Genomic DNA, 18,154 nt, shown 5'->3' on the forward strand with positions numbered 1-18,154 from the left:
ATGTCAGTCCGCAACATCGTCAAATCCATCCAGGACATCATGCGTCAGGACGCTGGCGTTGATGGCGATGCCCAGCGCATCAGCCAGCTCTGCTGGATGTTCTTCCTCAAGATCATCGACGACCAGGATCAGGAGCTTGAGCTTTTGGATGGGAAGTATCGCTCGCCGATACCGTCGCAATTCCAGTGGCGGACCTGGGCTGCTGACCCGGAAGGCATGACCGGCGACGAACTGTTGAACTTCGTGAATGGCCAACTGTTCCCGGCACTCAAAGGCATCGTCCCAATCGGCGGAGCCAAGGACCGTCGCCGCATCGTCTCGGACGTGTTCGAGGATGCCTATAACTACATGAAGTCCGGCCAGTTGATGCGCCAGGTGATCAACAAGATCAGTGGCGTCGATTTCAACAACCTCACTGACCGGCAGCATTTCGGCGACATCTACGAGCAGATTCTGAACGACCTCCAATCCGCTGGCAACGCGGGTGAGTACTACACCCCACGCGCCGTCACGGCTTTCATGGCTGATCGTATCGATCCCAAGCCCGGCGAGATTCTGTTCGATCCGTCCTGCGGAACCGGCGGCTTCCTGACCTGCGCTATCCGCCATATGCGGGACCGCTATGTGAAGCGTCCCGAGGACGAACAGGCGATGCAGGCAGCATTGCGGGCTGTAGAGAAGAAGCCGATGCCGCACATGCTCTGCGTGACCAACATGCTGCTGCATGGTGTCGAGGATGCCAGCTTCGTTCGTCACGACAACACGCTGGCGCGGCCCTACATCAGTTGGGAACAGAAGGACCGCGTCGATATCGTGCTGACCAATCCGCCGTTCGGCGGCAGGGAAGAAGACGGTATCGAATCAAACTTCCCCCAACACTTCCGTACCAGGGAAACGGCAGACCTATTCCTCGCCTTGATCATTCGCCTGCTCAAGCCTAGCGGGCGTGCCGCCGTAGTTCTGCCCGACGGATCGCTGTTCGGCGAGGGCGTCAAGACGCGGCTGAAGGAGCACCTGATGGAAGAGTGCAACCTCCACACCATCGTGCGGCTGCCCAATTCGGTGTTCCGGCCATATGCTTCCATCGGAACCAATCTGCTATTCTTCGAGAAGGGCGAGCCGACCAAGGATATCTGGTTCTACGAGCACCAGTTGCCCGAGGGCCAGAAAGCCTATTCGATGACCAAGCCTATCCGGTTTGAACATCTGCAAGGCTGCATTGACTGGTGGGGCGGTGCCACGCGCCAAGGCCGCGAGGAGACGCCACGGGCTTGGAAGGTCTCGGCCGAGGAGGTGAAGGCCCGTGGCTATAACCTGGACATCAAGAACCCGCACACGGTGGCCGACGACCACGGCGATCCGGAAACCCTGCTCGCTGACCTGAACGCCGCTGAGGCTAATGCCGCCAGCTTGCGAGACCAATTGAAGGCGATCCTGGCCGAGGCGCTGGCACGATGAACGCCGAAAGCCTGCTCTCCCACTACCACCGCATCGCCGACGCCCCCGATGCGGTGGCCCGGCTGAGGAAGTTTATCCTCGACCTCGCGGTGCGCGGCAAGTTGGTGCAGCAGGACCCGAGCGACGAGCCAGCGTCTAACCTGCTGAAGCGGATCACCGAGGAGAAGGCGCGGCTGGTGAAGGCGGGGGAGATCAAGGATAAGCCTTCGCTTCCTCCCGTCACAGAATCTGAGGTGCTGTTCTCGATCCCTTCGAAATGGAGTTGGGTTCGGCTTTCCAACATTGTCGATTTCTCTGCTGGACGCACCCCTTCACGCAATGACACGTCGTTCTGGAACAATGGCGATCATGCCTGGGTGTGTATAGCTGATATGAAGGATGGCCAAGTTTTGACTGCTACGAAGGAAACGGTCAGCGACAAGGCGCGACACCTAGTTTTCGGTTCTGAACCGGAAACGCCAGGTGCGATAATCATGAGCTTCAAGCTAACTATCGGGAAAATCGCACGACTTGGTATTCCCGCATTCCACAATGAAGCGATAATTTCAATCCGTCCGCATATTACAGATCTCGACCCATATCTGTTCATGATCCTTCCGCAGTTTGCCCGCCAAGGAGAAACCAAGGGCGCGATTAAGGGCGCAACGCTCAATCGCGATTCTATCTCGAATATCTTGATACCGCTTCCGCCCCTCGCCGAACAAAGCCGCATCGTCGCCAAGGTCGATGAGCTGATGGTCCTCTGTGACAGCCTGGAAGCCGCACGAGCGGAACGAGAGGCCACCCGTGACCGGCTAACGGCGGCGAGCCTCGCCCGCCTCAACACGCCCGATCCCGAGACCTTCCAGGACGATACCCGCTTCGCACTCGATGCCCTACCGGCACTCACCACACGCCCCGACCAGATCAAGCAACTGCGCCAGACGATCCTGAACCTCGCCGTGCGCGGTAAGCTGGTGCCGCAGGACTCGAACGACGAGCCCGCGTCGGAACTGCTGAAGCGGATCGCCAAGGAGCGCGTCGAACTGGTCAAGAAAAAGGAAATCCGACGAGAGGACCCGCTTGATCCTATTCAACCGACTGAGATGCCGTTTGATGTTCCTGCGACTTGGATTTGGTCGCGAATCGGCGAAGCCGTTCTTTTCACGCAATATGGGACATCTCAGAAATCGAACCCTTCAGAGAAAGGCGTGCCAGTCCTCACAATGGGGAATATCCAAGAGGGGCTGGTGATCTGGAGCAACGAGAAGCGAATCCCCGAAACCTCCGAGGATTTGCCCGCTCTGTATCTTCGGAAATTCGACCTGCTATACAATCGCACAAACAGTGCTGAGCTTGTTGGTAAGACCGGTATTTATCTTGGCGACGATAGCATCAGGACGTTTGCTTCGTATCTAATTCGGCTCCGCCCTTCGCTTCTATCCAGCAACCCCCGGTTCTTGAACATGGCGATGAATACTTCTGAGTTCCGCGAAACGCAGATTGTCCCCCTCATCAAGAAGCAGACTGGGCAGGCGAACGTGAACGGCACGGCGCTTAAGAACATGCTCATTCCTCTCCCACCCTTCGCCGAGCAGCACCGCATCGTCGCCAAGGTCGATGAACTGATGGCCCTGTGCGACCAGTTGGAAGCAAGCCTCAACACCGCCGACAACACCCGCCGCCGCCTGCTGGAAGCCCTGCTGGCCGAGGCGCTGGCTCCGGTGGAGGCCGCGTGATGGTCGAAGAGCCAGAACCGCCCGATCTTGACCCAGAGAAAGTGGCCTATTGGTATTTCCGGCTCAACGGATTCCTTCAGATCGAGAACTTCATCCTGCACGACGCTCGTGGGAACGGACAAAGGACAGACGCAGACCTTTTGGCAGTCCGTTTTCCGCACCGCGCCGAATTCATCTTCGATCAGGAATTGCCGATGAAGGATGACGAGGAGGCGCTGCACCTCAGCAAGGCCCACATCGACATCGTAATCGCCGAAATCACCGTCAATAGACCATGCAAGCTCAATGGCCCCTGGACCAAGCCAGAGCGCCAGAACATGCACCGGGTTCTGGCTGCGGTAGGCTGCGTGCCAACCGACCAGATCGATGGCGTGGCCGCCGACCTCTATGCTACCGGATGCTACGCTGGACCAAACAACCGTGTCCGGCTGGTGTCCATCGGCGGCAGCCGCAATCCGGACTTAGACGCTCGCTTCCCGTCGGTCACTCAGTTGACCTGGCTGGATGTGTTGACCTTCATCTGGCAACGGTTTCAGAAATACCGAAAGCAGAAGACCCAGGTTGATCAATGGGACCAATGCGGCAAGGAACTGCTATGGCTTGCGACGGGCAGACCTGACCAACGTCGGTTCATTGACGAAGCCCTTGCCCGCATGGGCGCAAGGAACATGATCCAATGATTGGCGATTTATACGGCAAGATGAAGAAGGCTGGTGCCGATCTAGTCGAGCAGGCCAAGGAACATGCGCCAGCCTTCAGGGAGGCTATTGCCGATGGCGCATCAGCCGTCCGCGACAAGGCCGAAGAGATGGCTCCCAAGATCAAGGATGCGATAAAGACTGGAGCCAGCTCAGCTCAATCTGCCGTCGAACACATGGCTCAGGCAGCGCCAGAGGTCGCCCAGAAAATTCGGGATGAAGCACCTCATCTGGCTCTGGGCGTTAAGAACGCCTACGACGAAACCAGCGCACCAATCAAAGGAGCAGTCGGTGGCGCGGGCATTGGAGCTGCCGTCGGCTACGTGGTAGCTGGAGTTGGCGGAGTGGGGATCGCTGCCCTGGGCGGTGCGATAGGCATTCCAGTACTGGCCGTAACGGCTGTTGCCGGTGCTGCCATCGGCCACGCCGTCGCCGCCCAACTCGACATTAAGCGCTTGAGCAACATTATCGAGGGCATGGAAGACGACCGCTATCAGCGGGTCATCGCCGCCACGAAACGAAGCGGCGGCTTCACAGTGATTAACGACAGTGAACACCGATCGGAACTGATGGAAGCAATTGATAGTGCAAAAGAAATGCTTTGCATAAGCTCCGCATTTATCAGTTCATATGCCATCGACCAGCGAGTTCGTGAGTCCATCCGACGCGCCATCAAACGAGGCGTTAACGTCTACATCGAATATGGCTGCAAGCTTGGCGTAAACGACCCACCGCCAGCGAGACACGTCAAGCGGGCCATGGATCACCTGGAAGAAATTAAAGCCTGGGCAGCCAACGAGAACCTAACTGGCACGATCAACATCCGTGAGCGGCCCACCCACGTTAAAGAGATCATCGTTGATAGGACGTACCTCATACTCGGTAGCTTCAATTGGCTATCCAACAGGACCGTCAAGAATGCCGAGAAGTCGGCGAAGATCGCCGATGCAGACCTCTGCGTACTTGAGCAGCAGGAATTCAAAAAGTCCGCCGAATCCGCAGCAAGCAACGCCTAATCGCCAAGATCGATGGTCACGGTGAAATTCCCCGTATCGATCACCGCCCGCTGATGGCCTTTCCCATATCCCGCCCGATCCAAGATCGTGCAGGCGGCATGGAACCGGATGTACTCGCTGTCGGCATTCGCCATTAGGCCACGCAGCACCGCCAGGGCATTCACCGCATCATCATTGAACGCCTCGGCCATTCGCCGCCGCATGTACTCCTGGACATGGGGAAGTCGTAGCGTCTTCGATCCAACAACCCGTGCAGACTCACCGCCTGAACCCGCTGAATATCCAGCACTCAGCGCAGCATCCTTGACACTGCATCCAGTCATCACAAGCGTATCAACCAGAGCGACCTGCTTATCGGTGAGCTTGTCTATAACAGCAACATTTGTCGAAGCCATAACAGCTCTCCATAAGACAGCGTATGATTCATTATACCAGCAATTTTGCCCCTAAAAATAATTTGATCCATGATTAGATGGCGTCTGGGGATGGCATGAGCAATGATGATGAGCGTGGAATCTCGGCGATCCTTACTGGACTTGATCCAATGCGCTTGAAACGCATGGCCGATATATGGCGATCAGCCTCTTGCTGGATTCAAGTGGCGCTGTATCGGGCGTGTCTGCCGAGACCTACATTCAGGCCGCCAGACAAAATAGAGCAAAACCCGAAATGCGGTTTTCATCCGTCCTTTCAGGAGAAGAAGTTGACATCCCATTCAAACGATCAGGACAATCTTTTCGGCCCAGCAAGGGGTCCGAGGGGATGCGAGCTTCTGACCTATTCTCAAGAGCCAACGACTTCGCTGACTCCGAAAGACTTGTTCGATCAGATACGTCAATTGCGCCAAGGGGCATCGGACTCGAAAAGAGGAGCTGGTTCGGTTGTCACTGGCCCCACGGAAACGCCTCCAACTCCATCCGTAATCTCGGAGAGCGACTAATCGCCCATTCAATCCAAATAGGCGGCACTTAAAATTACCAAAATCGGTTGCGTAGGACTTTGTGGGTGTGTGGTGTGTTGGTTTTTGAATACCCCCCTCCCGGCCTGGCCCACCGGGAAGTTGAATGCCAATCCTGCTGAACCGTGCCAGGAATCACCAGGCTAAGGGGCTCCGCCCCTGGCGCAGTCAACCCTGCGGCCACCCAGACTCCGCGCCTTCGGCTTGTGCGTCCGGGTCCCTGAGCCTCGGGTTGCCTTTGCCTCCCCGCTCTCGCCGAGGGGCAGAGGTTCAGGCGGGGCCTGAACCCTGCTGTCCATTAAGAATGCTGCTGTCGATTCTACTGCTTCACGCGCCGGACTGGCCGCAAGATAATCTGCCAGTCAGGACTGTGGACAACCGGAGGAACCCCGATGCTTTCCAATTGGCTCCACAAGATGGCTGACAGGGCTGAACGACTTGAGGTCAAGCTGGCGGCACCTCGGGGGATGGCCGGGGCGGCAAACAAGTTCATCGCCATCATGGCTATTGGCGCGTTCATCGCAGGGGCGGTGCTTTCGAGTTTGCTGCTGTCGCCCGTCGCACTTGGAGCCGCACTGGCCCTGCCGTTCCTGTGGCTGATTGTTGGCATCTACCGAATTCTAAATCGGTAATTTTGATCATCCGGCGATCATCGGCGATCGATGCAATTTATGCCGCGTTGTTACCTGGGTGTTACCTGAAATCCTCAAAGCAAAAGACCCGCCTTCTGGGCGGGTCGTAAGCTCTTGATTTCCAAGAGGAAAATGGTGCTGCCGAATGGAATCGAACCATCGACCTTACCCTTACCAAGGGTATGCTCTACCGACTGAGCTACGGCAGCAATTCTTTGCGAAGCGCGGGCGCCCCGTGAAGAGGGGCGCTTTATGCCACACTCGATATGACGACGCAAGCGTCTTTCCGGGCTCTTGACGTGGTTTTCTCCAGGGCTCAAAACTGGCGGCCATGAGCGACGATTCCAATCCGAAATTCTCGGCCCGCGGCCATGCCGAGGCCGAAGCGCGCCAGCGGCGTCAGGCCGAGGCGCTGCGCGCCAATCTGGCCCGGCGCAAGGCCCAGGGCCGCGCCCGCGCCGAGGGGGAGGGCGAGCCTTGCTCCCCCTCCGACCCTGGAGTACAAGAAGCCGAGAGTTGAAGAGGGGGAGCGCCCGATGTCCGTCATGCCCGACACCTGGATCCGCGAGATGGCCAAGACCAAGGGCATGATCGAGCCCTTCACCGAGAAGCTGCAGCGCGAAGGCGTCATCTCCTACGGCTTGTCCTCCTACGGCTACGACGCCCGCGTCGCGCCCGAGTTCAAGATCTTCACCAACGTGGATTCGGCGGTGGTGGACCCCAAGGCCTTCGCCGCCAACAGCCTGGTGGACCGCGAGACCGACGTCTGCGTCATTCCTCCCAACAGCTTCGCCCTGGCCCGCACGGTGGAGTATTTCCGCATTCCCCGCGACGTTCTGGTGATCTGCCTGGGCAAGTCCACCTACGCCCGCTGCGGCATCATCGTCAACGTGACGCCGCTGGAGCCGGAATGGGAAGGCCACGTCACCCTGGAATTCTCCAACACCACGCCGCTGCCCGCCAAGATCTACGCCAACGAGGGCGCCTGCCAGTTCATCTTCCTCAAGGGGCACTCGGTGTGCGAGACCTCCTACGGCGACCGCGCGGGCAAGTATCAGGGGCAGCAGGGTGTCACCCTGCCCCGGCTCTGAGGCGGAAGCCTTCCTGGCCGATCCCCGCACCCATGGGGGCGCGGGGGTCGAACGCATCGACACCCATATCTCCACCCTGTTCCTGGCCGCGGACCGCGTCTTCAAACTGAAGAAGCCGGTGCGCTTGGCCTTCCTCGACTTCACCGCCCTTTCGGCGCGCAAGGCCGCCTGCGAGGCCGAGGTGGAGATCAACCGCCGCGCCACGCCCGACCTTTACCTCGGCGTGCGGGCGCTGACCCGTACCCGGGGCGGCGGGTTGGAACTGGACGGGCCGGGCGAGGCGGTGGACTGGGCGGTGGAGATGCGCCGCTTCGATCAGGACACCCTGTTCGACCGACTGGTCGGTAATAACGGGTTGGACCGCGAGCGCTGCAACGCGCTCACCGAAGCCATCGCCGCCTTTCACCGCGTCGCCCCGGTGCGCACCGACCGGGGCGGGCGCGCCGGGCTGGACTGGACCATCGCCACCAACCGGCTGTCCATGCTGGCCCAGGACCCTTCCGTCCTGCCGGTGGACGCGGTGGAGGATCTGGCCCGGGCCTCCTTCGCCGCCCTGGAGCGTTTCGCCCCCCGGCTGGAGGAGCGGCGCGAGGCCGGTTTCGTCCGCCAGTGCCACGGTGACCTGCACCTGGGCAATATCTGTCTGTGGCAGGGGCGTCCGGCGCTGTTCGACGCCATCGAGTTTTCCGAGGACATCGCCTGCATCGACGTGATCTACGATCTGGCCTTCCTGCTGATGGACCTGGACCATCGGGGGGCGCGGCAACAGGCCAATTGGGTGATGAACCACTATCTGGACCTTACCGCCGATTTCGCCGGCATCTCCCCCATGCCGCTTTATCTCTCGGCCCGGGCCGGGGTGCGCGCCCATGTGTGCGCCACCATGGCCGCCGGCGCGCAAGGCGAGGGGCGGGAGAGGCTGGCCGCCGATGCCCGCTCGTATCTGGCGGCGGCGCGGGCCTATCTCGATCCGCCCGCGCCCCGGCTGCTGGCGGTGGGGGGGCTTTCGGGCAGCGGCAAGTCGCGCATGGGCCGGGAACTGGCCCCCTTCCTGGCGGTGCCCGGCGCGGCGGTGGTCCGGAGCGATTCCTTGCGCAAGCACCTGATGGACGTTCCCATCTCGGAAAAGCTGGGTCCAGACGGCTATACGCCCGAGGTGACCGAGCGCACCTACCAGCGTCTCTACGACACCTGCGCCGCCCTGCTGGCCGATGGGCACGGCGTGGTGGCCGACGCCGTCTTCGCCAGGCCGGAACAGCGGGACGCCATCGAGCGTGTGGCCCGCGCGGCGGGGGTGCGCTTCGACGGGCTGTGGCTGGAGGCGCCGGCGGAATTGTCCAAGCGGCGCATCGCCGAGCGCAAGGCCAATGTCTCGGACGCCACGCCCCAGGTGCTGGAGCGGCAATTGTCCTACGACCTGGGGGCCATCGTCTGGACGCGCATCGATTCCTCGCCGCCCAAGGACGTCACCCTGGAAGCCGGCAAGGCCGTGCTGGGGGTATAGGTCCCGTCGGAGTCTGCGGATTTCCAAGCCGCCGGTTCGGGCGCATAATATTCCGGATGTCGTGACAAGGAGAGCCGTCATGTCCGCCTTCAAGTCCATTCTGGTCCCGGTCGAGGACGAACTGTCCGCCGCCATCCCCCTGGATACGGCGCTGCGTCTGGCCGGGCGCTTTTCCGGGCATGTGGTCGGCCTGCACGTGCGCACCGACCCCACCAACGCCGTGCCGCTGGTGGGCGAGGGCATGTCGGGCGCCATGGTCGAGGAGATGATCGGCATCGCCGAAACTCAGTCGGCCCAGCGCGCCAAGCTGGCCCGTGCCGCCTTCGACGCCGCCGTGACCCGCAACGGCGCGCCGCTGGCCGATGCCCCGCCCGCAGACGGCCTGTCGGCCGAGTGGGTCGAGGTGGTCGGGCGCGAAGAGGACATTGTCACCTGGCGCGGCCGGGTATCCGATCTGGTGGTGTTCGGCCATCCCGGCGGCGAGGCCGAGGTATCGGCCATGATCACGCTGAACACCGCGTTGATGGGCTGCGGCCGTCCCTTGCTGCTGTGCCCCGCCGAGCCGGCCCCGCTGCCCGGCACCAATGTGTGCATCGCCTGGAACGGCAGCGCCGAGGCCGCTCGCGCCGTGGCCTTCGCCATGCCCTTCCTCAAGGGGGCGTCCTCGGTGAGTATCCTGACGGTGGCCGAGCATGCCGGCGGCCCCGCCCCGGCCGGCGAGCTGGAGACCTATCTGGCCTGGAACGGTATCTGCGCCTCCACCACCGTCATCCAGGCCCCCAGTTCCCACGCCGGCGAGGAATTGCTGCGCCAGACCGCCAAGACCGGCGCCGATCTGCTGGTGATGGGGGCCTACACCCATTCGCGCCTGCGCCAGCTGATCCTGGGGGGCGTTACCCGCCACGTCATCGCCCACGCGCCGCTGCATGTGCTGATGTGTCACTGATGGGGGGAGAGGGGGCGCGGCGGCGGGCTGATTACCGCCGATACCGGGAACTGGTCGAGGTGCGGCCGGAGCTGTTCCAGCGGCCGGCGGGGGGCATCGAAATTCTGCTGGACGAGGCCGACATCGCTGCCGCGTCGAAGGTGGTGGCGCGGCGGAACCGGGCCAAGGGCCTGCCTCCGGCCTCGGCCTCAGTGGGGGTGCTGGTGGAAGACGCCTACATCCTGGTGATGCGTGACGCGGTCCGCTTTCCCGATGGGTCGCTGGGCACCCATAATCGGGCGATGTATACCAATTCTCGGGGGGTCGGCGTTCTGGCGCTTTACCGGGGCAAGGTCGCGCTGGTCCGGATATTCCGCCATGCGGTGGGCCGTTCCATTCTGGAAATTCCCAGGGGATCTGTCGAACCGGGGGATGGGATGGAGGAAACCGTCCACCGTGAGGTGGCCGAGGAGATCGGCGGTCGGGTCGCCCGGATGGTTCATCTGGGCCGGTCGCTATGCGACACGTCTCTCAGCGACGGAGGGCTGGACCTCTATTACGCCGAACTTGACGATGTGGGCGGCCCCCAGCCCGCCGAGGGCATCACTGAGGTGGTCATGGTCGCCCCCGAGACCTTGGCGGGGATGATCATGTCCGGCGAGTTCGAGGATAGTCACGGCATCGCCGCGTTTCTTCAGAGCCGGCTGCGGGGATTGTTGCCATGACGGTGTTCCTGGTGCGTCACGGCCAGTCCGAAGGCAACCGTGACGGAGTGTTCTCGGGGATCAGCGATCATCTCCTGACCGAACTGGGACGGGCCCAGGCGCGGGAAGCCGGCCACGCCCTGTTCGGGCTGCGTTTCGCCCATGTGCTGACCTCGCGTCTGTCGCGGGCCGTGGACACCTGCGACCTGCTGCTCGAGGCCGCCCAGGCGCGGGTGGTCGGCCGGCGGCGGGAACTGGACCGGCTGAACGAACGGAATTTCGGCGTATTCGAAGGCGTGGCCGATGACGAGGCCGCCCTGGCGGCCCATCCCGTCCGCCGGCGGGTCGCCTTCGACGTGTCCTTCCGGCCCGAGGGCGGCGAATCCATGTTGGACTGCCTGGAGCGCGCGGTCACCTGCTTCGAGGCCGATATCCTGCCCCTGGCCGAGGACGGCCATGTGCTGGTGGTGTCCCACGGCAACGTGGTGCGCTCGCTGGCGCTGCATCACCTGGGCTGGCCGGTGGAGATGCTGCCCGAGATGCCGTCGCGCAACTGCCTGATCACCCGCATCGAGCCGGCGGGATGGCGGTTCAGATCCGCTCGCTAAGCCAGATGGCCAGGCGGCAGCCGCCCTTGATGGCCGCCGACAGCACGGGATAGGCGGGGGCCTGTTCGGCCCCGTGCTCCAGCCCGATGTCGCGATGCTCCATCTCGTCGGCGCGGAACTTGAGGATGGTGTCCTTCAATTCCGCCTCGTCCTCGCCCAATTGCTCGGCCTGACGGGCGTAGTGCTCGTCGATGGTCTCCTCCACCGCCACGGTGCAGGCCATGGCCGCCTTTTCGCCCAGCAGCGCGGTGCCGGCCCCCAGGGCGAAGCCGGCCAGATGCCATAGCGGCGACAGAAGGGTGGGGCGGGTGCGGCGCTCGGCGATCAGGCGGTTGAAGGCGTCCAGGTGCTCCTGCTCCTGCTCGGCCATGTGCTTGAGCAGGGGAGCCGCCTTGGCGCCCTTGCGGCCCAGCACCGCCCGCTGGCCCTCGTAGATGCGCACCGCTCCCAGCTCGCCCGCCTGGTTGACCCTGAGGAAGCGGTCGATCAGGGCCGAATGGTCCAGATCGCCGGGAATGCGGTTTTCAGCGGTCTTCATGGCGTCAGGCCTTTCGAACGCCTGACCGCCCACAGCACCGCGAGGCCGAACAGGGCCGAGAACGGCACGTTGAGGGCGGCCATGGTGATGCCGTGGAACGACCAGGCGGGGGTGTCGCACTGGGCTTCCGCCGGGCGGCTCATCTCGGCCATCAGGTCGGCCACCGCCACGGCGCCTTGCTGGCTGCCGGAACAGACCGCCGAGGCCCACCAGTGCTGCTCGACCCCCACGTGGTAGACGGCGATGCCGCCGTTGATCACCAGGGCGATACCGGCAAGGCGCAGCAGCGTGCCGGCGGGCCAGCCGTCCTTCAGCGCGGCCAGCCCCAGCAGGGCGGCCAGGGCGAAGGGCACCCGCTGGATCAGGCACAGATTGCAGGGGCGCAGGCCGAACCCGTACTGGGCGACCAGGGCGAAAGCCAGGGCGGCGAGGCAGATGCCGGCCACCGAAAGGGCGATATGACGGGGCGCGATGTTCATTGCGCCGCACTATAAAGATGATGCGCGGCCTTGACCACCCCGTCGGGGGCGGGGACAATCGCCGCCCCAGTCCGAAGGAGACGACGTGACCCTCGACGACATCCGGGCGGGCGGCAAGGCCGCCCTGGCCCGCGCCCTGGCCGAACTGGAACGCTTCCCCGACGCGCCCGCCACCGTGGCGCTGCTGGACGGCGCCTATGCCGAGCCCCGCGCCCATGTGGTGGGCATGACCGGGCCGCCCGGCGTCGGCAAGTCCACCTTGATGAACGCTCTGATCGCCGGCTGGCGCGGCCGGTGCCGCACGGTGGGCTGCATCGCCGTCGATCCGTCGTCCCGGCGCTCGGGCGGCGCCCTGCTGGGTGACCGCACCCGGCTCTCCACCGATCCCGAAGACCAGGGCGTCTTCGTGCGCTCCATGGCGGCGCGCGACCGCCTGGGCGGCCTGGCGGGGCTGACCGTCTCGGCCATGGTGCTGATGCGCGCGCTCTACGACGTGGTGCTGATCGAGACGGTGGGAGTGGGGCAAAGCGAGACCGACGTGGTCGGCGTCGCCGACACCGTGCTGTTCTGCGTCCAGCCGGGCTCGGGCGATTCGCTGCAATTCATGAAGGCGGGCATCGCCGAGATCCCCCATGTGGTGGTGGTGACCAAGGCCGACATGGGGGCGGCGGCGGTCCGCGCCCGCGCCGACGTGCTGGGCGCCCTGGGCCTGGGCGGGGGAGGCGGTCACGAGGGTTGGGAAACGCCGGTCCTGATGGTCTCTTCCTCCCGGCGCGAGGGGGTGGACGACCTGATCGCCGCCATCGACACCCATGCCGCCGCCCTGGGCGAGGCCGGACGCCTGGCCGCAATCAGGCACTCCCAGGCCGAGGCGTGGCTGGAGGAAGCGGTGCGCGAGCGCTTTGGCCGCGAAGGCGTTCGCCGTGCCGGCGACCTGTCGCTGCCTCCCGGTGCGTCGCCCTTCGCCCGATTGTCGGAGCTGTCGCTGCGATTGGGGTTCGACGCTAAAGGTTGATTAATTCCGGCGTCTGCCCTCGCAGATATTGACATCCCCAGCCATTCGACCGACCATCACCCAACTATCGTCATGGGGGAACCGAGTGCCCTCGTCCGTTGCCGCCGTCGCCGAGGCCGGAAAGGTCAGTGCCGAACACGAGCTGCTCGAGCTCGTGTCGGCGCTCGTCTGCATTTTGCGCCAGGGCGAGGTGGTCTTCATCAATCAGGCCGGCGTCAAGGTGTTGGGGCTGGGCTCCGAGGGCGACGCCATCGGCACGGCCTTCGTGGAATTCGTCGAGACCGACTACCGCTTCCTGGTGGAGGCGGGCTGGGAATTGCTGGCCGAGGAAGAGTTCCTGCCGCTGAAGCTGATGCGCCGCGACGGCACCCTGTTCGAGGCGGAAATCCGTGTCCGCCTGATTCCCGGCCCCGAGGAAACGTTCCTGGTCGAGGCCCGCGACATCTCGAAGTTCGTCAAGTCGGCCGAGGCGCTGCGCGAGCGTGAGGAGCGGCTTCAGGGGGTTCTGGCCTCGGTGGCCGAAGGCATCATCACCGTCGACGAGCATGGCCTGATCGAGACGGCCAACCCGGCGGCCGAGCGCATGTTCGGCTATCCCAAGGGCAAGCTGGTGGGAAAGCATATCGGCGTGCTGATGGGGTCCGAGATGCAGGACCAGCACCAGGCGCTGTTCGCCCAGTATCTGGCCGGTTCGGCCAAGCTGATGGGGCGCTCGGTGGAAAGCATGGGCTATCGCGCCGACGGGTCCCACTTCCCCATGGAAATCTCGGTGAGCGAACTGCGCTACGGCAAGGGCCGCCTGTTCACCGGCATCCTGCGCGACATCTCCGAGCGCAAGGAGAACGAGGAGCGCATCAAGCGCCTGGCCCACCACGATACCCTGACCGGACTGCCCAACCGCAATCTGCTCAACGACCGCATCAGCCACGCCTTGGCCCGCGTGCGCCGCCACGGCGGCCGCATGGCGGTGCTTTACGTGGATCTGGACAAGTTCAAGCCCATCAACGACACCCTGGGCCATGAAGCCGGCGACGCGGTGCTGCGCGAGGTGGCGCGGCGGCTGAACAATTGCGTCCGCAGCTCGGACACGGTGTCGCGCGTGGGCGGTGACGAATTCGTGGTGGTGGTCGAGGAGATCGGCCGCCCGGGCGAGGCCGCCATGGTGGCGCGCAAGATCATCGAGACCCTGGGCTCGCCCATCTTCTACAACGAACATGCCTGTCAGGTGGGGGCGTCCATCGGCATCGCGGTGTTCCCCGACGACGGCAACACCATGGACGAGGTGGCCAAGGCCGCCGACGTGGCCATGTACCGGGTCAAGCATTCGGGCCGCAACGGCTATTGCTTCTACTCGGATTCCATGCCGGCCGACGAGATCGACCTGGCAGAGGCCCCCGCCGGGGGCTGAGGGGGCGGTGGTTTTCCCGCCGCCCCGGCCGTCTTAGGAACGGCCCATCTCGGCGATCAGCTGCTCGCGCGCCACTTCCAGCAAAACGGCCATCTGGTGGCGGATGGCCGCTTCGTCGATGGCCACGCCGCTGGCGATGAAATCGCGGGTGATCTTGTGCGCGGCGTCGCGGTCGGTGGCGTCGAACTCCACGTCCACCACCGACAGGGCGTAGGTCTTGGCGGCGTCGCCGGCAATGCCCATCTGCTCGGCGGCCCACAGCCCCAGAAGCTTGTCGCGGCGGATCTTCGCCTTGAATTCCTGTTCCTGGTCCAGCCGGTACTTGGCCTCGAAGGCTTTCTCGCGATCGTCGAAGGCAGTCATGGCGCGCCGCGTTCCATTCCCTTTGTTACGGTTGGCGCCGGCAGTTGAAAGCTGCAGGCGCAAGCCGTGTTATAACGGGCGAAAGCGCCGCTAGAAACGGATTTTTGCGCATGTGCACCCTTGTTCTGCTCCGCCGGCCCGGTCACCACTGGCCCCTGATCATCGCCGCCAACCGCGACGAGATGAACACCCGGCCATGGAAGCCGCCGGGGCGCTGGTGGGACGACCGGCCCGAGGTGGTGGCCGGCCTGGACGAGCTGGCCGGCGGCACCTGGCTGGGCGTCAACGATACCGGGGTGGCGGCGGCCATCCTCAACCGCATCGGCACCCTGGGACCGGCGCCGGGCAAGCGTTCGCGGGGCGAACTGGTGCTCGAAGCCCTGGACCACGCCGACGCCGCCGACGCGGCCCAAGCCCTGTCCCACCTCAACGGCGATTCCTACCGGCCGTTCAACATGGTGGTGGCCGACAACCGCGACGCCTTCTGGGTGCGGGCCGACGGCAACCGGGTGGAGGTCAAGCCCATCGCCCCCGGACTGCACATGCTGAGCGCGCTCGACCTGGACGACCGCAGCAGCCCGCGCATCGCCGCCTATCTCGACCGCTTCGCCAAAGCCGCCGCGCCGGTTCCCGATCCCGGCCATCCCACGGGCGGCGACTGGGCATCCTGGCAGGCGCTGATGGCCGATACCGGCGGGCGTGGTCCCGATGGCGAGGAAGCCCCCGCCATGTGCTTCCTGCGCCCCGACGGATTCGGCACGGTGTCGGCCTCGCTGATCGCCCTGCCGGCCCCGGAACAGGCCGAGGCCGGGCGGGTCTGGCGCTTCGCCGCCGGGCGGCCGGACCGCACGCAGTACGGCGCCGTGGCCTGAAGGAGCGGGGCGGACCCGGCCCCGCTTCGTTTCATTGTTTCCCGCAACCGAGCCTGCTATACCAAGCTCGAAACACAGGCGACGGTCCGTCCGCCGCCCCTTCGCCGTCCGCGCCGTTCCCCGCCCGACCTCCGTGGGGGATGTGAAGCGGGCGCCATCGATTTGGATTTTTCCATGGCAAGACGTAGACAGATTTACGAGGGCAAGGCCAAGGTCCTGTTCGAAGGACCCGAGCCCGGCACCTTGGTGCAGTACTTCAAGGATGATGCCACCGCCTTCAACAACAAGAAGCGCGGCACCATCACCGGCAAGGGGGTCCTGAACAACCGCATTTCCGAATATCTGATGCTGCGCCTGGGCGAGATCGGGGTTCCCACCCATTTCGTCCGCCGCCTGAACATGCGCGAGCAGCTGGTGCGCGAGGTGGAGATCATTCCCCTCGAGGTGGTGATCCGCAACGTGGCCGCCGGCTCGCTGGCCCAGCGCTTCGGCCTGTCCGAGGGCACGCCGCTGCCGCGCTGCATCGTCGAGTGGTATTTCAAGTCCGACGCCCTGAACGACCCCATGGTGTCGGAAGAGCACATCACCGCCTTCGGCTGGGCCACCACCCAGGACCTGGACGAGATGATGTCGCTGGGCTTGCGCATCAACGACTTCCTGTCGGGCCTGTTCCTCGGCGTCGGCATCCGCCTGGTGGACTTCAAGATCGAGTTCGGCCGCCTTTATAACGGCGACGACATGCAGATCGTTCTCGCCGACGAGATCAGCCCCGATTCCTGCCGCCTGTGGGACATCCGCACCGGCGACAAGATGGACAAGGACCGCTTCCGCCGCGACCTCGGCGGCGTGGAGGAAGCCTACCAGGAAGTGGCCCGCCGCCTCGGCATCCTGCCCGAGGGCGGACCCCGCGATCTCAAAGGTCCCGCACTGATGCAGTAAGCAGGGGGGAGCGTCCCCCTCTTAATCGTTCCCTCGTACAACACGGAAAGACCGACGTGAAAGCCAAAGTCCACATCACCCTCAAGAACGGCGTTCTCGATCCCCAGGGCAAGGCGGTGCAGCACGCGCTGGGCTCGCTCGGCTTCGCCGGCGTCAACGACGTGCGCCAGGGCAAGTACATCGAACTCGATCTGGCCGAGACCGACCGGGCCAAGGCCAAGGATACGGTGGAGCAGATGTGCAAGGGCCTGCTGGCCAACACCGTGATCGAGAACTACGCCATCGAACTGGTGGATTGAGCCGGTTGTGGCGATGCGGCGGCTTCTTTCCGGCCTGATCCTCTGCCTGGGCATGGTTTCGGCCATGCCCGTCCGGGCCGAGGATCCGGCGGTCCGGACCCAGCCCCTGAAGACGGACCTGTTCGATGACATCGTCGATGGCATCGGCGGTGTGCTGGGCGTGCTGGTCGGCCCGCCCGTTTCCCCGACTCCGCCTCTCAACGCCCCGGACTGGCCCGCGACGGAAGCCCCCCCGGCTTCGCCGCGACCAGCGGCCGTGAGTGCGCCGCCGGCGGTTGCTCCGACAATCGCCCCTCCCATCGTTGTGCCACCCCCGGCCGCCGTCCAGCCCGTGCTGCCACCGGCTCCGCCTGCTCCGGTGAAGGCCGCCGCCCCGCCACCGCCCGCCCCGCCACCGCCCGCGCAGCCGCCGCGTCCGGCCACTCCGGCCGCAGCCGCCCCCGTCGCCCCTGCGCCCGCCCCGGCGGTGACCGCCGCACCGTCCTGCGCGGTGCGGGTGGCCGCTACCGCCACGCTGGAGCAGATGCGCCGTCTGCCCAAGTGTCCCTGATCTCCCACGGTTTCGCCGCAAAGCCGTCCCAAGGCCGCCATACTTGGCGTTCATGATGCGTGACATGGCTCCTTTCCCTGGAGCGGTCATGGAGTGCGAGATGGCCTATCCCCTTTTCGACAGCGGCTACACCCTTTGGGCCGCCGACCTGGAAACCCGGCTCAAGGACCAGCTGGGAAGTTCGGCCCGCGCGCTCGGCGTCGACCCCCGTCTGCTGCTGCAAAGCTACTATTCCGGCTATACCGTCACCGCCGCCCTGGCCCTGCTGGCGTCGCGCTATCCCACCGCCGGGCTCTGATCGTTCATCACTCTTCGTCATTTTGCCGCCCCGGAACGCACATCCGGGGTTGACTGGGGACGCCGGGCACGGCGTCATACT

General features: G+C 64.3%; 22 protein-coding genes and 1 tRNA gene. 18 read left to right on the forward strand and 5 right to left on the reverse strand.

Annotated features, from left to right (window positions below; translation table 11 throughout):
• The 4 genes from WV31_RS05725 to WV31_RS05740 are packed head-to-tail and all read left to right on the forward strand — an operon-like array spanning position 1 to position 4,890.
• Positions 1-1,458 carry a type I restriction-modification system subunit M gene (locus WV31_RS05725; RefSeq protein ID WP_085372661.1) on the forward strand — a complete coding sequence of 486 codons (1,458 nt, stop codon included), beginning with the start codon at positions 1-3 and terminating at the stop codon, positions 1,456-1,458.
• Positions 1,455-3,176: a restriction endonuclease subunit S gene (locus tag WV31_RS05730; RefSeq protein ID WP_085372662.1), complete on the forward strand. Its 1,722-nt coding sequence runs from the start codon at positions 1,455-1,457 to the stop codon at positions 3,174-3,176. Before WV31_RS05725 ends, WV31_RS05730 begins: the two co-directional genes overlap by 4 nt.
• Positions 3,173-3,856, forward strand: coding sequence for a hypothetical protein (locus WV31_RS05735; protein WP_145980763.1), 684 nt, complete (start codon positions 3,173-3,175; stop codon positions 3,854-3,856). The genes WV31_RS05730 and WV31_RS05735 overlap by 4 nt, the downstream gene beginning before the upstream one ends.
• Entirely contained in the window at positions 3,853-4,890 is a 1,038-nt protein-coding gene (locus tag WV31_RS05740) for a phospholipase D-like domain-containing protein (RefSeq protein ID WP_085372664.1), read from the forward strand. Before WV31_RS05735 ends, WV31_RS05740 begins: the two co-directional genes overlap by 4 nt.
• Here WV31_RS05740 and WV31_RS05745 read toward each other — a convergent pair.
• Positions 4,887-5,285, reverse strand: coding sequence for a terminase small subunit (locus WV31_RS05745; RefSeq protein WP_085372665.1), 399 nt, complete (start codon positions 5,283-5,285; stop codon positions 4,887-4,889). The two genes, WV31_RS05740 and WV31_RS05745, sit on opposite strands and share 4 nt — an antisense overlap.
• 955 nt (positions 5,286-6,240) lie before the next feature.
• On the opposite strand from WV31_RS05745, the gene WV31_RS05750 reads away from it, so the two are divergent.
• Positions 6,241-6,480 (forward strand): hypothetical protein, encoded by a 240-nt coding sequence (locus WV31_RS05750; protein ID WP_085372666.1) that lies wholly within the window; start codon positions 6,241-6,243, stop codon positions 6,478-6,480.
• A 133-nt stretch (positions 6,481-6,613) separates the two neighbouring features.
• Here WV31_RS05750 and WV31_RS05755 read toward each other — a convergent pair.
• Positions 6,614-6,689, reverse strand: a tRNA-Thr gene (locus tag WV31_RS05755).
• 122 nt (positions 6,690-6,811) lie between these two features.
• Between WV31_RS05755 and WV31_RS05760 the strand changes: the two genes are divergently transcribed.
• The 6 genes from WV31_RS05760 to WV31_RS05785 all read left to right on the forward strand — a co-directional run bounded on the left by WV31_RS05760 (position 6,812) and on the right by WV31_RS05785 (position 11,312).
• Complete coding sequence (locus WV31_RS05760; RefSeq protein ID WP_085372667.1) at positions 6,812-7,000, forward strand: hypothetical protein; 189 nt, start codon at positions 6,812-6,814, stop codon at positions 6,998-7,000.
• 16 nt (positions 7,001-7,016) lie between these two features.
• Positions 7,017-7,571, forward strand: coding sequence for a dCTP deaminase (dcd, locus tag WV31_RS05765; RefSeq protein ID WP_085372668.1), 555 nt, complete (start codon positions 7,017-7,019; stop codon positions 7,569-7,571).
• Positions 7,549-9,075: a bifunctional aminoglycoside phosphotransferase/ATP-binding protein gene (locus WV31_RS05770; RefSeq protein ID WP_085372669.1), complete on the forward strand. Its 1,527-nt coding sequence runs from the start codon at positions 7,549-7,551 to the stop codon at positions 9,073-9,075. The genes dcd and WV31_RS05770 overlap by 23 nt, the downstream gene beginning before the upstream one ends.
• Positions 9,076-9,154: 79 nt before the next feature.
• Positions 9,155-10,021 carry a universal stress protein gene (locus WV31_RS05775; RefSeq protein WP_085372670.1) on the forward strand — a complete coding sequence of 289 codons (867 nt, stop codon included), beginning with the start codon at positions 9,155-9,157 and terminating at the stop codon, positions 10,019-10,021.
• Positions 10,021-10,725 carry an NUDIX hydrolase gene (locus WV31_RS05780; protein ID WP_085372671.1) on the forward strand — a complete coding sequence of 235 codons (705 nt, stop codon included), beginning with the start codon at positions 10,021-10,023 and terminating at the stop codon, positions 10,723-10,725. The genes WV31_RS05775 and WV31_RS05780 overlap by 1 nt, the downstream gene beginning before the upstream one ends.
• Positions 10,722-11,312: a histidine phosphatase family protein gene (locus WV31_RS05785; RefSeq protein WP_085372672.1), complete on the forward strand. Its 591-nt coding sequence runs from the start codon at positions 10,722-10,724 to the stop codon at positions 11,310-11,312. The genes WV31_RS05780 and WV31_RS05785 overlap by 4 nt, the downstream gene beginning before the upstream one ends.
• On the opposite strand, the gene WV31_RS05790 is transcribed toward WV31_RS05785, so the two are convergent.
• Positions 11,296-11,850 (reverse strand): demethoxyubiquinone hydroxylase family protein, encoded by a 555-nt coding sequence (locus tag WV31_RS05790; protein WP_085372673.1) that lies wholly within the window; start codon positions 11,848-11,850, stop codon positions 11,296-11,298. The two genes, WV31_RS05785 and WV31_RS05790, sit on opposite strands and share 17 nt — an antisense overlap.
• Positions 11,847-12,329 carry a disulfide bond formation protein B gene (locus WV31_RS05795; protein ID WP_085372674.1) on the reverse strand — a complete coding sequence of 161 codons (483 nt, stop codon included), beginning with the start codon at positions 12,327-12,329 and terminating at the stop codon, positions 11,847-11,849. Before WV31_RS05795 ends, WV31_RS05790 begins: the two co-directional genes overlap by 4 nt.
• An 85-nt stretch (positions 12,330-12,414) precedes the next feature.
• On the opposite strand from WV31_RS05795, the gene WV31_RS05800 reads away from it, so the two are divergent.
• Together WV31_RS05800 and WV31_RS05805 are read left to right on the forward strand one after the other, a co-directional pair.
• Positions 12,415-13,344: an ArgK/MeaB family GTPase gene (locus tag WV31_RS05800; RefSeq protein ID WP_085372675.1), complete on the forward strand. Its 930-nt coding sequence runs from the start codon at positions 12,415-12,417 to the stop codon at positions 13,342-13,344.
• An 85-nt stretch (positions 13,345-13,429) separates the two neighbouring features.
• Positions 13,430-14,752, forward strand: a complete 1,323-nt coding sequence (locus tag WV31_RS05805) for a diguanylate cyclase domain-containing protein (protein ID WP_085372676.1) — start codon at positions 13,430-13,432, stop codon at positions 14,750-14,752.
• Between the two features lie 33 nt (positions 14,753-14,785).
• Here WV31_RS05805 and WV31_RS05810 read toward each other — a convergent pair whose 3' ends face one another.
• On the reverse strand, positions 14,786-15,115 hold the full coding sequence (locus WV31_RS05810; RefSeq protein ID WP_085372677.1) for a DUF1476 domain-containing protein: 330 nt from the start codon (positions 15,113-15,115) through the stop codon (positions 14,786-14,788).
• 110 nt (positions 15,116-15,225) lie between these two features.
• Here WV31_RS05810 and WV31_RS05815 point away from each other — a divergent pair, with 110 nt between their 5' ends.
• The 5 genes from WV31_RS05815 (at position 15,226) to WV31_RS05830 (ending at position 18,073) form a co-directional block, all read left to right on the forward strand.
• The gene (locus WV31_RS05815) at positions 15,226-15,987 is read left to right on the forward strand and encodes an NRDE family protein (protein WP_085372678.1); all 762 of its coding nucleotides are present in this window, start codon (positions 15,226-15,228) and stop codon (positions 15,985-15,987) included.
• A gap of 174 nt (positions 15,988-16,161) precedes the next feature.
• Positions 16,162-16,926 carry a phosphoribosylaminoimidazolesuccinocarboxamide synthase gene (gene purC, locus WV31_RS05820; RefSeq protein ID WP_085375488.1) on the forward strand — a complete coding sequence of 255 codons (765 nt, stop codon included), beginning with the start codon at positions 16,162-16,164 and terminating at the stop codon, positions 16,924-16,926.
• 56 nt (positions 16,927-16,982) lie between these two features.
• Complete coding sequence (gene purS / locus WV31_RS05825; protein ID WP_085372679.1) at positions 16,983-17,225, forward strand: phosphoribosylformylglycinamidine synthase subunit PurS; 243 nt, start codon at positions 16,983-16,985, stop codon at positions 17,223-17,225.
• Between the two features lie 13 nt (positions 17,226-17,238).
• Positions 17,239-17,775 carry a hypothetical protein gene (locus WV31_RS21980; RefSeq protein WP_168185860.1) on the forward strand — a complete coding sequence of 179 codons (537 nt, stop codon included), beginning with the start codon at positions 17,239-17,241 and terminating at the stop codon, positions 17,773-17,775.
• Between the two features lie 100 nt (positions 17,776-17,875).
• Positions 17,876-18,073 (forward strand): hypothetical protein, encoded by a 198-nt coding sequence (locus WV31_RS05830; RefSeq protein WP_145980764.1) that lies wholly within the window; start codon positions 17,876-17,878, stop codon positions 18,071-18,073.
• The last annotated feature ends 81 nt before the right edge of the window (positions 18,074-18,154 follow it).

The organism is Magnetospirillum sp. ME-1 (assembly GCF_002105535.1).
Lineage (GTDB): Bacteria > Pseudomonadota > Alphaproteobacteria > Rhodospirillales > Magnetospirillaceae > Phaeospirillum.

Coding starts and splice junctions, on each gene's coding strand:
- WV31_RS05725 (WP_085372661.1), top strand. CDS start 1: ATGTCAGTCCGCAACATCGTCAAATCCATCCAGGACATCATGCGTCAG.
- WV31_RS05730 (WP_085372662.1), top strand. CDS start 1,455: ATGAACGCCGAAAGCCTGCTCTCCCACTACCACCGCATCGCCGACGCC.
- WV31_RS05740 (WP_085372664.1), top strand. CDS start 3,853: ATGATTGGCGATTTATACGGCAAGATGAAGAAGGCTGGTGCCGATCTA.
- WV31_RS05745 (WP_085372665.1), bottom strand. CDS start 5,285: ATGGCTTCGACAAATGTTGCTGTTATAGACAAGCTCACCGATAAGCAG.
- WV31_RS05750 (WP_085372666.1), top strand. CDS start 6,241: ATGCTTTCCAATTGGCTCCACAAGATGGCTGACAGGGCTGAACGACTT.
- WV31_RS05760 (WP_085372667.1), top strand. CDS start 6,812: ATGAGCGACGATTCCAATCCGAAATTCTCGGCCCGCGGCCATGCCGAG.
- dcd (WP_085372668.1), top strand. CDS start 7,017: ATGTCCGTCATGCCCGACACCTGGATCCGCGAGATGGCCAAGACCAAG.
- WV31_RS05775 (WP_085372670.1), top strand. CDS start 9,155: ATGTCCGCCTTCAAGTCCATTCTGGTCCCGGTCGAGGACGAACTGTCC.
- WV31_RS05780 (WP_085372671.1), top strand. CDS start 10,021: ATGGGGGGAGAGGGGGCGCGGCGGCGGGCTGATTACCGCCGATACCGG.
- WV31_RS05785 (WP_085372672.1), top strand. CDS start 10,722: ATGACGGTGTTCCTGGTGCGTCACGGCCAGTCCGAAGGCAACCGTGAC.
- WV31_RS05790 (WP_085372673.1), bottom strand. CDS start 11,850: ATGAAGACCGCTGAAAACCGCATTCCCGGCGATCTGGACCATTCGGCC.
- WV31_RS05795 (WP_085372674.1), bottom strand. CDS start 12,329: ATGAACATCGCGCCCCGTCATATCGCCCTTTCGGTGGCCGGCATCTGC.
- WV31_RS05810 (WP_085372677.1), bottom strand. CDS start 15,115: ATGACTGCCTTCGACGATCGCGAGAAAGCCTTCGAGGCCAAGTACCGG.
- WV31_RS05815 (WP_085372678.1), top strand. CDS start 15,226: ATGTGCACCCTTGTTCTGCTCCGCCGGCCCGGTCACCACTGGCCCCTG.
- purC (WP_085375488.1), top strand. CDS start 16,162: ATGGCAAGACGTAGACAGATTTACGAGGGCAAGGCCAAGGTCCTGTTC.
- WV31_RS21980 (WP_168185860.1), top strand. CDS start 17,239: ATGCGGCGGCTTCTTTCCGGCCTGATCCTCTGCCTGGGCATGGTTTCG.
- WV31_RS05830 (WP_145980764.1), top strand. CDS start 17,876: ATGGCCTATCCCCTTTTCGACAGCGGCTACACCCTTTGGGCCGCCGAC.